This is a genomic window from Agromyces sp. GL_144 (assembly GCF_057834305.1).
In genome coordinates this window covers 1,225,622-1,239,730 of record NZ_CM174399.1, presented here as the reverse complement: position 1 = coordinate 1,239,730, position 14,109 = coordinate 1,225,622, and the positions used below count along the sequence as shown (strand labels likewise).

General features: G+C 72.6%; 12 protein-coding genes. 9 read left to right on the top strand and 3 right to left on the bottom strand.

Annotated features, from left to right (window positions below; genetic code table 11):
• Nucleotides 1-144 precede the first annotated feature (144 nt).
• The 7 genes from AC3IPY_RS05535 to AC3IPY_RS05505 all read left to right on the top strand — a co-directional run bounded on the left by AC3IPY_RS05535 (nucleotide 145) and on the right by AC3IPY_RS05505 (nucleotide 8,603).
• Complete coding sequence (locus AC3IPY_RS05535; protein ID WP_489187234.1) at nucleotides 145-1,359, top strand: glycosyltransferase family 4 protein; 1,215 nt, start codon at nucleotides 145-147, stop codon at nucleotides 1,357-1,359.
• Nucleotides 1,343-2,278, top strand: coding sequence for a glycosyltransferase family 2 protein (locus tag AC3IPY_RS05530; RefSeq protein ID WP_489187233.1), 936 nt, complete (start codon nucleotides 1,343-1,345; stop codon nucleotides 2,276-2,278). The genes AC3IPY_RS05535 and AC3IPY_RS05530 overlap by 17 nt, the downstream gene beginning before the upstream one ends.
• Nucleotides 2,275-3,612, top strand: a complete 1,338-nt coding sequence (locus AC3IPY_RS05525; protein WP_489187232.1) for a wax ester/triacylglycerol synthase domain-containing protein — start codon at nucleotides 2,275-2,277, stop codon at nucleotides 3,610-3,612. The genes AC3IPY_RS05530 and AC3IPY_RS05525 overlap by 4 nt, the downstream gene beginning before the upstream one ends.
• A gap of 2 nt (nucleotides 3,613-3,614) precedes the next feature.
• Nucleotides 3,615-4,214 carry an acyltransferase gene (locus AC3IPY_RS05520; protein ID WP_489187231.1) on the top strand — a complete coding sequence of 200 codons (600 nt, stop codon included), beginning with the start codon at nucleotides 3,615-3,617 and terminating at the stop codon, nucleotides 4,212-4,214.
• Nucleotides 4,211-5,365: a glycosyltransferase gene (locus tag AC3IPY_RS05515; RefSeq protein WP_489187230.1), complete on the top strand. Its 1,155-nt coding sequence runs from the start codon at nucleotides 4,211-4,213 to the stop codon at nucleotides 5,363-5,365. The genes AC3IPY_RS05520 and AC3IPY_RS05515 overlap by 4 nt, the downstream gene beginning before the upstream one ends.
• A 90-nt stretch (nucleotides 5,366-5,455) precedes the next feature.
• Entirely contained in the window at nucleotides 5,456-7,228 is a 1,773-nt protein-coding gene (locus tag AC3IPY_RS05510; protein ID WP_489187229.1) for an Ig-like domain-containing protein, read from the top strand.
• A 73-nt stretch (nucleotides 7,229-7,301) separates the two neighbouring features.
• Nucleotides 7,302-8,603 carry a UDP-glucose dehydrogenase family protein gene (locus AC3IPY_RS05505; protein WP_489187228.1) on the top strand — a complete coding sequence of 434 codons (1,302 nt, stop codon included), beginning with the start codon at nucleotides 7,302-7,304 and terminating at the stop codon, nucleotides 8,601-8,603.
• Nucleotides 8,604-8,664: 61 nt separating this feature from the next.
• On the opposite strand, the gene AC3IPY_RS05500 is transcribed toward AC3IPY_RS05505, so the two are convergent.
• Nucleotides 8,665-9,915 (bottom strand): hypothetical protein, encoded by a 1,251-nt coding sequence (locus tag AC3IPY_RS05500; protein WP_489187227.1) that lies wholly within the window; start codon nucleotides 9,913-9,915, stop codon nucleotides 8,665-8,667.
• A gap of 237 nt (nucleotides 9,916-10,152) precedes the next feature.
• Between AC3IPY_RS05500 and AC3IPY_RS05495 the strand changes: the two genes are divergently transcribed.
• Both AC3IPY_RS05495 and AC3IPY_RS05490 read left to right on the top strand, forming a co-directional pair.
• Nucleotides 10,153-10,701 carry a VanZ family protein gene (locus tag AC3IPY_RS05495; RefSeq protein WP_489187225.1) on the top strand — a complete coding sequence of 183 codons (549 nt, stop codon included), beginning with the start codon at nucleotides 10,153-10,155 and terminating at the stop codon, nucleotides 10,699-10,701.
• An 81-nt stretch (nucleotides 10,702-10,782) separates the two neighbouring features.
• Nucleotides 10,783-12,099, top strand: a complete 1,317-nt coding sequence (locus tag AC3IPY_RS05490; protein WP_489187224.1) for a UDP-glucose dehydrogenase family protein — start codon at nucleotides 10,783-10,785, stop codon at nucleotides 12,097-12,099.
• Between the two features lie 79 nt (nucleotides 12,100-12,178).
• Here the strand turns inward: AC3IPY_RS05490 and AC3IPY_RS05485 are convergent, their stop codons facing one another.
• Both AC3IPY_RS05485 and AC3IPY_RS05480 read right to left on the bottom strand, forming a co-directional pair.
• Entirely contained in the window at nucleotides 12,179-13,144 is a 966-nt protein-coding gene (locus tag AC3IPY_RS05485; protein WP_489187222.1) for a nitroreductase family protein, read from the bottom strand.
• Between the two features lie 140 nt (nucleotides 13,145-13,284).
• The gene (locus AC3IPY_RS05480; RefSeq protein ID WP_489188250.1) at nucleotides 13,285-14,076 is read right to left on the bottom strand and encodes an HAD hydrolase family protein; all 792 of its coding nucleotides are present in this window, start codon (nucleotides 14,074-14,076) and stop codon (nucleotides 13,285-13,287) included.
• Nucleotides 14,077-14,109: the final 33 nt, after the last annotated feature.

Genomic DNA, 14,109 nt, shown 5'->3' with positions numbered 1-14,109 from the left:
ATGCTGGGACCGGGGTATTAACGGCGTCCCCGCTTTCTGTTGCGCGCCTGTTAACTCTGCGAGTCGAAGGGCGGCATCCCGTTGTGTCCGTCGGGCTCGCCCTCGATGGTTGGAAGGACACAGTCCGCGTCACGGGGGTATCTCATGGGCTCGACGAGATCGGCGGGGGGCGGCAGACGCCTCTCGGTCCTCTACAGCTTTCCGCACGCCTTCGGTGCGCCCGGCATCGGCTGGACCGCCTGGAACCAGGTCAACGAGCTCGTTCGCGCCGGCCACGACGTGCACCTCGTCGCCGCGAGCGTCGCGCGCCCGGTGCACGGGCTCTCCTCCGTGACGACCTCGCTCGAGATCGCCGGCCGGCGCGTCCCGCACCGTGCCCTCGGACGCGATCGCGCCCTCGCCTGGCACGACCGGGTCGCGGCGCGGGCGACCGCCCGGCGCCGACCCGAGCTCGTGCACGTGTGGCCGCTCGCCGCGACGCGCACGATCGAGGCGGCGCAGGCACGAGGCATCCGCTCGTATCGCGAGGTGCCGAACACGCACACGGCGAACGCCTACGAGGTCGTCGCGGCGGAGTCCGCCCGGCTGGGGCTCGCACCGCGCGAGGGCTCCTCGCACGCCGCCGACCCCGTGCGGCTCGCGACCGAGGAGCGGGAGTGGGCGACCGCCACGGCGCTGCTCGTGCCGTCCGACGCCGTCGCGACGACGTTCCTCGACCGCGGTTTCGACGAGTCTCGCCTGCGCCGTCATCGATACGGCTGCACGCCCGCGGCACCGGTCGAACGGCACGACGTCGAGGGCGCACCGCTGACGGCGGTCTTCCTCGGGCGGGTCGAGCCGCGCAAGGGACTCCACTTCGCCCTCGACGCCTGGCTCGCCTCCTCGGCGAGCGAGCGGGGCAGCCTGCTCGTGTTCGGCGCCGTCGACGAGGCCTACCGCGCGGTGCTCGGCGACCGGCTCGAGCATCCGAGCGTGCAGCTGCGCGGCATCACGGCGTCGCCACTCGACGAGCTCGCGAGGGCCGACGTGCTGCTGCTGCCGAGCATCGAGGAGGGCAGCGCCCTCGTGACCTACGAGGCCCAGGCGGCCGGATGCGTGCCCCTGGTCTCGACCGCGGCGGGCGCGCTGCTCGAGCACGACGTGCAGGGCCTCGTGCACGAGACCGGCGACGTCGCGGCCCTCACGGCCCAGCTCGACCGGCTCTCGGAGAACCCCGCGACGCTCGCACGTCTTCGGCGCGGCGCGCTCGCGCACTCGCCCGAACTCACCTGGGCAGCGGCGGCGCGCAGCCTCGTCGAGGCGTACACGTCGACCATCGCCCCCGCAGCGAACAGGGCCCTGCGTGCCGACGCCGCATGACCTCGCCGTGATCGTCTGCACGCGCAACCGTGCCACGATGCTCGGCGCCGCGCTCGAGTCGATCCTCGCGTCGCTGCCGCAGGGCGTCGAGGTGCTCGTCGTGGACTCGGCCTCCGACGACTGGCGCACCAAGGACGCCGCGGATGCCGCGGGCGCGTCGTACGTGCGCAGCGACGTGCGCGGGCTCTCGATCGCCCGCGACCTCGGGCTGCAGACGAGCACCCGGCCGCTCGTGCTCTTCACCGACGACGACTGCATCGCGGTCGCGGGGTGGATCGATCCGGTGCTCGCGCATTTCGAGGACGTGCGGGTGGGGGCCGTCACCGGGCGCATGCTCGACCACACCCTGGTGGGCACCGGCGAGGTCGAGCCGGCCAGGCGGTTCACGCGTGCGGTGCAGGGCATCGACGCCGGGCACGGCGCGGTCATGGCCTTCCGTCGCGAGCTCGTGCTCGAGCTCGGCGGCTTCGACCCCGTGCTCGGCGCGGGGCGCACGCTGGCCGGCGCGGAGGACCTGGACATGTTCTGCCGCCTCCTCGAGGCGGGGCACGCGATCGTGCACGACCCCTCGTGCGTGATCCACCACATGAACACGCGGCAGGGCGACTCGTACACCGAGCTGCACCACGGCTACGGCCTCGGCCTCGGCGCGCTCGCGAACAAGCTCCTGCGCCTGCGGTTCACGCTCGGCGTCGCGACGCTCGCGGTGCTGCTCAAGCGCACGGGCGGCCGTGTCGTTCGACACATGCGGGATCCGCGACGCGGCAAGGCCGATCGGGCGATGCTCCGCGGCATCCGCCAGGGCTTCTTCGCGGGCGCCGGCATGCGGCTCGACGGATCGACCTTCGTCGACGAGCATCCGCCGCCCGCCACGGTGCTGGAGACCCCCATCGATCGAGACCACGGGAGGGCCAGATGAGCGCAGGCGAGACGAGGGCCGAGCTGATCGGCACGCTCGACGAGAAGTACGTCGCCAACGTGGTGGCCTTCGAGTCGATGATCGCGGCCGCCGCGCTCGTGCTCGACGGCGAGCGCCTGCGGGCCGTCGACGGCACGATCGACCTCGCCGCCGTCCGCGACCGCCTCGACGCGCTGACCTGGCGCGTGCCCGCCATGCGGCAGCGCCTCGTGCCCACCCCCCTGCGCCTCACGACGCCGGCCTGGGTGCCCGTCGAGCACCTCGACATCGCGCGGCACGTCACGCTGCATCCGACGATCGAGCCCGACGACCCGCAGCGGGTGGAGGCGCTCACGGGTCGACTGAACGGCCCGTTGGACCCGGCCCGGCCGCTCTGGGACTTCCGCGTCGTCGAACTCGACAGCGGCAGGGTCGCGATCGTGGCCCGCTACCATCACGTCATCGGCGATGCGCTGTTCGGCCTGAAGATCGGCGACGTGGTGGCCGGCACGACGCCGACGCCGTCGCTGCCCGAGATCACCGAGGCCGACCGCGACGCCGTCGGCGTTCCGCCGCGCACCGGCTTCGGCGTGCTCGCCATCGCGTTCCGCGCCTGGCGGGCCGACCGCGACGGCATCGGGGCGGCCTGGCACGAGTACTGGCGCAAGCCCTTCCTGCGGCGCCTGCGCCGCTGGGGCGGCCGACTCATCCGCCCGCTGAAGAACCAGGCGATCGTGGCCTCTGGTGAGGCCGAGCGCTTGCTCGTGCCGCGCCATTCGCGCTCCCTCGAGGTCGACCTCGCACCCGCGACGAAGCTCGCCTACCGACTCGGCGGCACGATCCACGACCTCACCGTCGCGGCGACGCTGCGGGCGGTCGCAGGCCTCGAACCCGGTTCCGAGACGGTGTCGCTGCTCGTGCCGATCTCGCGTCGAACCCGAGCGGATGCCTCGGTGCGCAACCACATCAGCATCGTGAAGGTGACCGTGCCGAGCGCCGACCCGCTCGAGCTCGTGGTGCCCTCCGTGCGGGCCCAGGTGCAGTCCGCGGTCGACGACCGCGCCCCCCGCGACCTGGGGGCGACGGACTGGCGCGGCTACGCGACCTACATCACGTGGGGTCCGAAGCAGCGCTTCTTCGGCGAGGCGCCCATCGAGTCGGTGACGGGCTGGCCCGCCGGCGACCCGCGCGACGACCTCGCCTGCCTCGCCTGCTCGTACGGCACGCAGCTCTCGATCTCGGTCACCGCCCGCGCGACGACCGACATCGACGCCGTCATGGCCGTGATCGCCGAGTCGTTCGCAGCCGCGCCCTCGGTCGTGCCCTCGGCCGTCCCCTCGATCGCGGGCAGGTGAGCATGCCGAAGATCTCCGGTGCCGCCCGTTCACTGCTCGACCTGCGCACGTACCTGCACGCGTTCCGCCTCGCGCATTTCTCGAGCTACTCGCATGTGCGCCAGGTGCGGCTGTTGACGCTCGGCGAGGGCGTGTCGATGGCGCCGAACGTGTCGTTCCGCAACGCGGAGCGCATCAGCATCGGCGCGGGCAGCCACATCGGCGAGCACAGCGTCATCTGGGCGGGCAACAGCACGGGTCGCATCGTCATCGGAGAGAAGTGCCTGTTCGCGCCGAACGTGACGCTCACGGCGTCGAACTACGGCATCGTGCAGGGCGAGGTCGCGATCATGGACCAGCCGAAGATCGAGCAGGACGTCGTCATCGGCGACGGCGCGTGGCTCGGCGCCAATGTCGTCGTGCTCGCGGGCGTCACGATCGGCGCGGGTGCGGTCATCGCCGCGGGCGCCGTGGTGACCAGGGACGTGCCGCCGCAGGCGATCGCGGGCGGCGTGCCGGCGAAGCTGATCGGCGAGCGTCCGAGGGCCGCCGCCGCCCTCCCGAAGGCCGACGCCGATGCTGCGAAGGCCGACGCCGAGCTCCCCGAGGCGGTCGCGACATGAGCGGCGAGCGCGGCGAGCGCGGCCTGCGCGACGAGACCGTCCTGAGCGACGCCGATCGCCCGCTCGTGATCGAGGCCGAACCCGCGTTCCGCACGGCGCACGCGAACCCGTACAACGCCCGCCTCTACGCCACGATCGCCGCCGACGGCCACACCGTGCGCGACCTGTCCTACGTGCGGCTGTTCACGAGCCGCATCGACATCGTGCACCTGCACTGGCCCGAGCTGACCTTCCTGACCGGTCGGCGGTGGCGGGTGCGCGCGCGCCTGCTCCTCTTCCGCGCAGGCCTGCGCGTCGCGCGCCTGCGCAACGACACGAAGCTCGTGTGGACGGTGCACAACGTCGCCTCGCACGAGCAGCGTTCGACGCCGCGCCTGCGCGCGATGCACCGCCGGCTGCTCGTCGACGAGGTCGACGCCCTGCTCTCGCTCAGCGAGGGCGGGCTCGAGGCCGCACGCGCCGCGTATCCGGAGTTCGCCGCGGCGCAGGGCGCGGTCACCCCGCACGGGCACTACCGGCTCGACTACGACGTGTCGATCCCACGGGCGGATGCCAGGACCGAGCGCGGGCTCGACGGCGATGCCCTCGTCGTGGCATCCGTCGGCATGATCCGCAGCTACAAGAACATCCCCGATCTCGTGCGCACCGTCGTGGCGCACACGGGCGACGAGCGCCTGCGCCTCGTGATCGCAGGCAAGCCCGCGGGCGCCGGGCTCGCGGCCGAGATCGTCGCGGCCGCCGCGTCGGATCCGCGCGTGGTGCTCGACCTCGCATTTCAGTCGGATGCCGCGATCATGGGCTGGATCCGCGCCGCAGACGTGGTCGTGCTCCCGTATCGGGCGATCCAGAACTCGGGGTCCGCGATCCTCGCCCTCTCGGCCGACCGCCCCGTGGTGGTGCCCTCGCTCGGCGCGATGCGCGAGCTGCAGGCGCTGGTCGGCTCCGACTGGGTGCGCTGCTACGAGGGCGACTTCGACGCGGCCGAGCTCGCGCGCACCCTCGAGTGGGCCGCGATGCCGCGCGCCGCACGCGCACCGCTGGAGCGCCTCGACTGGGAGCCCATCGCCCGCGAGACCGTCGCGCTCTACCGGGCCGTCCGAGATCCGGGGCGGGTCGCCGATCCGCTCCCGGAGGCGTCGATGCGCCGCTGAGCCCTACGGTCGCACCGTCGCGACACCCGTTCACCAGAACCGACCCTGTCACCCGTGCAGTCGTCGCCATCGCAGAACCGAGGAGTCCCGATGTCCGAGATCGAATCCACCCCGCCGCGAACGGTCGGCGGCGCCCGCCGCCGGTTCGTCGCACTCGCGAGCCTGGCCGCCGCCGTGCTCGTGACGTCGGCCGTCATCGGCGCTCCGCGGGCTGCCGCCGAGACGCCTCCGGCGGGTCCGTACACGGTCAGCTTCACGGATGTCGCGGCTCGCGATGCGGCGATCGAGGCCTCCGGCGTGGTTCCGGCCCGCAGCTATGACGCGATCTTCGCCGGGTTCTCGGCCACGCTCACGGCCGAGCAGGCCGCCCTGCTCTCGGAGGATCCGTCGGTGCTCGGGGTCATGCCCGAGGCGCCGGTGAAGGCGCTCGCCCAGACCGTGCCGCCGGCGGTCGGCGCCGTCGAGGCGGACCAGCCGCCCGTGAGTGCCGGCAGCGGCGCGGCATGGAACGGGCCGGGGGTCGCGGTGATCGACTCGGGCGTCAGCACCCACACCGATCTCAATCTCGCGACGGCGATCAACTGCCTCCCGACGGGCACGGCCGCCGATGGTGACGGACACGGCACCGGCGTCGCCGGCGTGCTCGGCGCGATCGACAACGCGAACGGCATCCTCGGCACCGCACCCGGCGTGCCGATCCACTCCGTGCGCGTGCTCGGCAACGACCTGCTCGGCACCGTGCAGTCGCTGCTCTGCGGCCTCGAATGGGTGGCCGAGAACGCCGCGGCGAAGGACATCGCCGTGGTCAACATGAGCATCGCCTACACCGGTTCCGACGACGGCGACTGCGGCAGGACGAACGGCGACGCCGTGCACCAGGCGGTCTGCGCCCTGACCGCGCGCGGGATCTCGATCGTGGTCGGCGCGGGCAACTCCAGCCGGGACCTCGCCCTGTATTCCCCCGGAAACTTCGACGAGGTGCTCGCCGTGACGAACATGGCCGACTTCGACGGCAAGCCGGGCGGGCGCGGCACGGCGCCGTGCAGCTCGAACACGGTCGACGACGCCTACGCCTCGACGACGAACTACGCGGTGAGCGCGGCCGACCAGGCCCACACGATCGCGGCGCCCGGAGTCTGCCCGTACACGACCAAGAAGGGCAACCAGTACGGGTACATCGCGAGCGGCACGAGCATGGCGACGGGCGCCGCGAGCGGCGTCGTCGTCGCCTGCTACGCGTACGGCCCCTGCGACGGCCGCTCGACCGACGAGGTCATCGACATCATCCGCGGCCAGGCTGCCGCCGCCGCCGCGCGCGGGCACGTCTTCGCCGGCGACCCCACGAGGCCGGTGGCGGGCAAGTACTTCGGCTACCTGATCTCGGCCGTGCCGACGGGCTCGACGCCCACACCGACCCCGACACCCACACCCACGCCGACGCCCACACCGACGCCGACCCCGACCCCCACACCGACGCCCACCCCGACCCCGACGCCCACACCGACGCCCACACCCACACCGACGCCGACGCCCACACCGACGCCGACGCCCACCCCGACCCCGACGCCCGACCGAACGCCTCCGGTCGTCGCGCTCACGTCACCGGACTCGGGCAGCTCGGTCTCGGGGGCATCCGTCGTCGTCACCGCCACGGCCACCGATGACGTGGGCGTCACGACCGTGGTGCTCTGGGCCGGCACGACCAAGCTCGGCAACATGACCAGGCAGGCCGACGGAACCTGGCGGGCCGTGATGGACTCGCGCAAGTACCCGAACGGCGCCTACGGCGTGACCGCGAAGGCGACGGACGCCGCGGGCAACGTCGGCACGAGCGCGCCCATCACGGTCGCGATCCGCAACTGAGCACCGCCACCACCCGGCGCCCGCCATGTCGCGTGCGCCGTCCCGTCCACGTCCCCGAGGAGAGGATCCACGTATGAAGCTGTCCGTGATCGGATGCGGCTATCTCGGCGCGGTCCACGCGTCGGCGATGGCCGAGCTCGGCCATGAGGTCATCGGCATCGACGTCGACCCCGTCAAGGTGAGCGCCCTGCAGGCGGGCCGGCCCCCGTTCTTCGAACCGGGGCTGCCCGAGGTGCTCACCTCGGCGGGCGCGACGGGGCGGCTGCGGTTCTCGACCGACATCGCCGAGGCCGGCGAGGCGACCGTGCACTTCATCGCGGTCGGCACCCCGCAGGCGGCCGACGGGTACGCCGCCGACCTGAAGTACGTGGATGCCGCGATCGAGGCGCTCGTGCCGCACCTGAAGGAGGGCGACCTCATCGTGGGCAAGAGCACTGTGCCGGTGGGCACCGCACGCCGGCTGGCCGACCGCATCGCCGAGTCCGGCACGGGTGCGAGCCTCGCCTGGAACCCCGAGTTCCTGCGCGAGGGCTACGCCGTGAAAGACACGATCGAGCCCGACCGGCTCGTCTACGGGGTCGACGAGGCGAGCGCCGCAGAGGTGCTCGACCGGGTGTACGCGACGGCGATCGCCGCGGGCACGCCCCGCATCGTGACGGACTACGCCACCGCGGAGCTCGTGAAGGTCGCCGCCAACGCGTTCCTCGCGACGAAGATCTCGTTCATCAACGCGATGGCCGAGATCGCCGAGGTGACGGGGGCCGACATCACGAGCCTGGCCGATGCGATCGGGCACGACGCGCGCATCGGGCGCCGGTTCCTGAACGCGGGCGTCGGGTTCGGCGGCGGATGCCTCCCGAAGGACATCCGCGCGTTCACGGCCAGGGCCGAGGAGCTCGGCCGGGGCGAGTCCGTCGCCTTCCTCAAGGAGGTCGACGCGATCAACCTGCGGCGCCGCGTGCGCGTCGTCGACCTCGCCGTGGACGCCCTCGGCGGGGCGCCGTTCGGCAAGAAGGTCGCGGTGCTCGGCGTCACGTTCAAGCCGCATTCCGACGACGTGCGCGACTCGCCGGCGCTCGACGTGGCGGTGCAGCTGAAGGGGCTCGGGGCCGACGTCGTCGTCACCGACCCCGAGGGCATCGACAACGCCAGGCTGCGGCATCCGCAGCTGCTCTACACCTCGGCGACCGAGGAGGCCCTGCGTCACGCCGACCTCGTGGTGCTCGTGACGGAGTGGCCCGAGTACGTCGCCCTCGACCCGGCGCATGTGAAGTCGATCGCCCGCGCCGAGACGGTCATCGACGGCCGCAACACCCTCGACGCCGCGGCCTGGAAGGCCGCCGGCTGGCGCTACGTGGGCATGGGCCGGGGCTAGCCCGGCCGGACCGGGCGCCGCTCGCTCGAGCGGCGCCCCGGTCGGCACGGCGAGCGCCGCCTCAGGCCCAGATGCGCTTCAGGTACGCGTCGGTGGGCGTGGGCGTCTGCTGGTCGAACCACGCGGCGCCGAGCGAGCTCATCGACGTGTCGACGTGCCATCCGCCGGTCGCGGCGGGGTTCTTCGCCGCGGCCCGCTCGTACGAGGTGGAGCTGTTCACGACCGAGGCCCACTGGGTGTCGTACATCGAGCCGAACACGAAGGTGTCCTTCGCGTAGAGCTGGCCGGGCTCGCCGCTGCCGTTGATCGCCTGTCCGAGCTTGGGCTCGTACGCGCCCGCGGGCAGCGGGTAGCGTGCACGGATGGCGGCGCTCTGCGCCGCGATGATCGAGTGGTCCAAGGTCACGAACGGGGTGCCGAGGTCGGGGTCCTGCACCTTCGCACCGCCGATCTGCAGGGCGCTGTTCAGGCCGCCGAAGAAGGTGGAGTCCCGGATCGTCAGGCCGCGGTAGGCGCCGTTGCCGTACATCTGCAACGTGTCGATGTGGTCCTTCGCCCCGCTCGGGCGGAAGACGGGGGCGCAGTAGCACCCCTCCCAGAGCGAGTCCGTGATCATCGAGTTGGCGCCTGCGGCGTAGCCGAACGGGTCGTTGATGTCGATCTTCGCGTCGGCCATCACGACCTCGTGCGCCGAACACTCCTTGAGGATGCCGTTCGAGGAGGTCATCCGGAATCCCTGAGACACCTTGGACTGCGCCCACGCCGTGCGGTTGCAGTCGGTGAGCAGCATGAACCGGCCGTTGATGCGGGCGAAGGTGACGCCCTTGACCGCGACGAGGCGCGCCGAATCGGCGACCGTCACCGAGCCCCAGCCGTTCTTCGGCGACACGAGGATGTTCTTCGACGCGGTGCCGCGGCCCACGCCCTTGAGCGCCGCCGCGGAACCCGACGACGCTCCGTAGCCCGGCAGGGTGCCGGACGCGACGCGGATGTGCACGCCCGCGGCGATCTGCGCGTCGGTGACGGAGGCGATGGCGCGGCCGATCGCCGTCCAGTCGCAGGCGACGTCGATGACCGTCTTGAACGTGGATCCGATCTTGGGCGTATGGGTCGGCCAGTGCGTGCCGTTCGGGCCGAACGAGCGAACCGTGGTCGCGGAGACCGCCGCCGTCACCGAGGCCGGCTGGGCGGCGGCATCCGGCCGCCAGAACTCGGGAGCCAGCGGGTCGACGTAGGCGACGGTCGCCAGGGCGGCGGGGGCCAGCAGCGCGGCTCCGGTGAGCAGGGTTCGTCGGGAGATGGGATTCGTCATGCGCTTCTCCGATCGTCGAGGGACCCGGTGGCGCATCAGTGCCGATGGAGCGCCAGAACACATGCGAACTGCCGCCCGAGCCCCCTTGTGCGACAGTTCGACGTTAGTCGGGAAGCGTTAACCCGTCATTACGATCACGCGACGTCCCCGCGACGCACGGCGCCCGCACAGGCCTGCGACACCGGCCCGATCACGGCCGGAAACCACGCGGTCATCGCGCGGCGCTAGTCTTGCCCGATGACGGGGCAGGCACGGCGTCGCTGGCGCATCGCACTGGCGGCGGCCTACGCCGTCGGCCTCGCGGTGCTCCTGCTCTGGCCGGTGCACATCGACGGCGCGGGCGGCCTGGTGCGGTTCGGTCCGCTGCTCGACGCCATCGCCGTGCTCGGCATCCCGCAGTGGGCGAGCTACCCGTTCGTCGAGTTCGCCTTCAACATGGCCCTGTTCGCGCCGCTCGGGCTGCTCATCGCTGTGGGTTCGCCCCGGTCGGGCCGGTCTCGCGTCGTGACCGCAAGCGTCGCCGGGCTGGTGCTGAGCTGCCTCGCCGAGCTCGTGCAGCACCTGTTCCTGCCTGGCCGCACGACCGACGTGCGCGACGTGATCGCCAACACGCTGGGCGCGACGCTCGGTGCCGTCATCGTCGTCGCGGTCGAGGCCGGCGCACGCCGCGGCCGCGCGGCCACGCCGGCGGAGGCGCCCCCGGCGCCCGCGGCAGCGGTCCCGGCACCGCCGCCGACTCCCGGCGGTTCCCCCGAACGACACCGGCCCGTAACCGACGCCGACTAGCGTGCACGCGGCTCTGCTAGAACTGGGGCAGGGCCGGTGGGGCGCCCGAGCGGGCGTCCACCGCGATGAGAGGGCGGCGACGTGCGAGTTTCAGTGATCGGGTGCGGATACCTCGGGGCGGTGCATGCGGCGAGCATGGCCGAGCTCGGCCACGAGGTCGTCGGCATCGACGTCGACGCCGCGAAGATCGCCCGCCTCGCGGTGGGCGAGGCCCCGTTCTTCGAGCCCGGCCTGCCGGAGCTGCTGCGTTCGGCCGTGGCATCCGGTCGGCTGACCTTCTCGACGGACATGGCGGATGCCGCGGGCGCCTCGGTGCATTTCGTGGCGGTGGGCACGCCGCAGCTGCGCGGGTCGTTCTCGGCCGACCTGAGCTACGTGGACTCGGCGATCGAGGAGCTGCTCGCGCACGTCTCGCCCGGCGACCTCATCGTGGGCAAGTCGACCGTGCCGGTGGGCACGGCGCAGCGGCTCGCGGCGCAGATCGACGACAGCGGCACGGGCGCGTTCCTCGCCTGGAACCCCGAGTTCCTGCGCGAGGGCTTCGCCGTGAAGGACACGATCAGCCCCGACCGCCTCGTCTACGGCGTGCCCGTCGACCCCGAGGCGGCGGCGACCGCCGAGGCGATGCTGAACGAGGTCTACGCGCAGGCGCTGGCCGCCGAGACCCCGCTCATCGTCACCGACTACGCCACCGCGGAGCTCGTGAAGGTGTCGGCAAACGCGTTCCTCGCGACGAAGATCTCGTTCATCAACGCGATGGCCGAGATCGCCGAGGTGACGGGCGCCGACGTGACCCAGCTCGCCGACGCGATCGGCCTCGACGCCCGCATCGGGCGCCGCTTCCTCGGCGCGGGCGTCGGGTTCGGCGGCGGCTGCCTGCCGAAGGACATCCGCGCCTTCACCGCACGGGCCGAGGAGATCGGCCGCGGCGAGTCGGTCGCGTTCCTGAAGGAGGTCGACGCGATCAACCTGCGGCGCCGCCAGCGCGTGGTCGACCTCGCGGTCGACGCGCTCGACGGCGAGCCGCACGGCAAGAAGGTCGCGGTGCTCGGCCTCGCCTTCAAGCCCTTCTCCGACGACATCCGCGACTCCCCCGCGATCGACGTCGCGGTGCGCCTGCGCGGGCTCGGCGCCGACGTGGTCGCGATCGACCCCGAGGCCATCGAGAACGCCCGGCGCATGCATCCGCAGCTCGAGTTCGACGAGAACCTCGAGGCCGTGCTCGGCGGCGCCGACCTCGTCGTGCTCGTGACCGAGTGGAACGAGTACCGCCACCTGGATCCGGTGTGGGCGGGCGCGCTGGTCGGCACGCGCAAGGTCATCGACGGGCGCAACTGCCTCGACCCCAAGGCGTGGCGCGCCGCGGGCTGGACGTACCAGGGCCTCGGCCGCCCCTGAGGGCCGCCGCGAAACGTGCACCACGACGAGCGGTTGCCTCGGGCCCGACGTGCGGCCCGAGGCATCCGCTCGCTCGTGGTCAGTGGGTGGTGAGCACCTGGCCGACGGGGCGACGCGGCGAGCGCGCGACCCGGAAGCCCTGCTCGGGCGGGTAGCCGATCGCGATGAGGCAGATGACGTCTTCGCTGTCGGGGATGCCGGCCTCCTCGCGCAGGGCGTCGGACTGCGCGTTCGTCATCGACCAGTTGAGCATGCAGGTGCTCACGCCGAGCCCGTGCAGTGCCCACACGAGCGTCATGGCGAACAGGCCGCCGTCGATCCAGCGCTGGTTGCGTTCGTCGGTGCCGGCGAAGAGGCCGCGCTCGACGGTGACGACGAGCACCGAGCGCACCTGGCGGCGGAACCCGGCGTTGCCGTTCTGGTGCGCGAGGATGCGCGCGGCGTCGTCGGCCCCGCTGAAGGCGTGCACGCGGCCCGCCTGCCGGTTGCACACCGAGGGCGTGTAGGTCGCGAGGCGCACGGCCTCCTCGACCGTGGCGGGCTCGACGGGGCGGTGCTCGTCGAAGTCGCGCACGCTGTGCCGTGTCGCGAAGAGGCGGTCCATCTCGACGGCGCCGAAGAGCGGCGCGGGCAGGGCCTGCGGGCTCAGCTCGTCGTCGACGGTGCCACTGTGGTTCCAGGTGCCGAGGGCGCCCCTCGCCTCCTCGGCGAACCGCAGGTAGGGCGCTTCGACCGTTCCGGCACCGGCACCGGCACCGGCCCCCGCCCCCGCGACCGGGATCAGCATCGAGAGCCGCCGCTCGACGGCCGCGCCGAAGGGCTGCTTCGGCTCGCGCAGGCTCAGGCCCTTCTCGACCCGGTGGTAGTCCTTGGTGAGCTGGGCCTCGAGGTTCACGCCCGAGACGACCTCGGTGACGGTCTGGTCGGACGGCGCGGCCGAGTCGCGGTACCTGCGGTAGTCGCGCAGGAACTCCGAGTACATGGCCCAGTTGCGCTGCGCCCGGCGCACCGGGCCCCGCAACGGCTTCTTGAGCGTGTCGAACATGGAGCCTCCCCTGATGAGGTCACTGCGCGAGGTCAGTCACTGCGCCGGTCACTGCACGAGGTCGGTGCGCCCCCGCTGATGGGAACGTACCGCCGACCCGGGCGCGCGCGACCGGCCGGGCGCCAGAGTTAACACGATCTTCATTGCCCCGCCGCGACGAGCCCGTCGATCACGACGAGCGTGTCGCGCCACCCGTCGACGGCGAGGCAGGGCACCCCGGTGGCGACGACCGGGAAGTCGTTGCCGTCGGGGTCGAGGCGGTCGCCGACGAACAGCATGTCCGCCGCCGCGATGCCGGTGGCCTCGATGAGGCGGCGCATGCCGTAGGCCTTGTCGACGCCCTTGCGGGTCACGTCGATCGAGGTCGAGCCGCCCGAGCGCACCTCGAGGTCGGGCACGTCGACCGCGACCGCGGCGCGCAGGGCGGCCTTCTTCGCGCCGCTCGGATCCCAGCGCACCTTGGCCGCGACGGGCGCCGCCTGGCCGAGCGCCGAGAAGGTCACCTGCGATCCGCGATGCTCGATGCGCGGCCCCCAGGTCTCGCCCTCGTCGTAGCCGAGCTCGCCCGCGCGACGCTCGATCGACGCGGTGGCGCGGCCGGCCTCGTCGTCGGTGAGGTCCTCGGCGTAGACCTGCCGCCAGTCGCCGGCCTCGAAGCGCAGGTAGCGCGTGCCGCAGGTGGGCATGAGGTGCAGGCGGCCGAGGTCGGCGGGCGGGGCATCCCCGGCGCCCCCGGCTCCCCCGACGAGCGAGTGGTCCCCGATGAGCGCATCGACCACCTGCGTGCGGAACTGCGAGAAGTCCCCGCCCGAGATGACGCAGACCTCGGCGTGCGCGAGCAGCCGCGCCAGGGCGTCGGCCATGGCGGGCTCGATGCGGCTCTTCGACGGGGCGAGCGTGTCGTCGAGGTCGAAGGCGACGAGTCGAGGCATCCGCCGGTCTGCAAGCTCCGCAGGGGAGAGCAG

Excerpts from the sequence above, each read along its gene's own strand:
- AC3IPY_RS05535 (WP_489187234.1), top strand. The coding sequence starts at position 145 with ATGGGCTCGACGAGATCGGCGGGGGGCGGCAGACGCCTCTCGGTCCTC.
- AC3IPY_RS05525 (WP_489187232.1), top strand. The coding sequence starts at position 2,275 with ATGAGCGCAGGCGAGACGAGGGCCGAGCTGATCGGCACGCTCGACGAG.
- AC3IPY_RS05520 (WP_489187231.1), top strand. The coding sequence starts at position 3,615 with ATGCCGAAGATCTCCGGTGCCGCCCGTTCACTGCTCGACCTGCGCACG.
- AC3IPY_RS05515 (WP_489187230.1), top strand. The coding sequence starts at position 4,211 with ATGAGCGGCGAGCGCGGCGAGCGCGGCCTGCGCGACGAGACCGTCCTG.
- AC3IPY_RS05510 (WP_489187229.1), top strand. The coding sequence starts at position 5,456 with ATGTCCGAGATCGAATCCACCCCGCCGCGAACGGTCGGCGGCGCCCGC.
- AC3IPY_RS05505 (WP_489187228.1), top strand. The coding sequence starts at position 7,302 with ATGAAGCTGTCCGTGATCGGATGCGGCTATCTCGGCGCGGTCCACGCG.
- AC3IPY_RS05500 (WP_489187227.1), bottom strand. The coding sequence starts at position 9,915 with ATGACGAATCCCATCTCCCGACGAACCCTGCTCACCGGAGCCGCGCTG.
- AC3IPY_RS05495 (WP_489187225.1), top strand. The coding sequence starts at position 10,153 with ATGACGGGGCAGGCACGGCGTCGCTGGCGCATCGCACTGGCGGCGGCC.
- AC3IPY_RS05485 (WP_489187222.1), bottom strand. The coding sequence starts at position 13,144 with ATGTTCGACACGCTCAAGAAGCCGTTGCGGGGCCCGGTGCGCCGGGCG.
- AC3IPY_RS05480 (WP_489188250.1), bottom strand. The coding sequence starts at position 14,076 with ATGCCTCGACTCGTCGCCTTCGACCTCGACGACACGCTCGCCCCGTCG.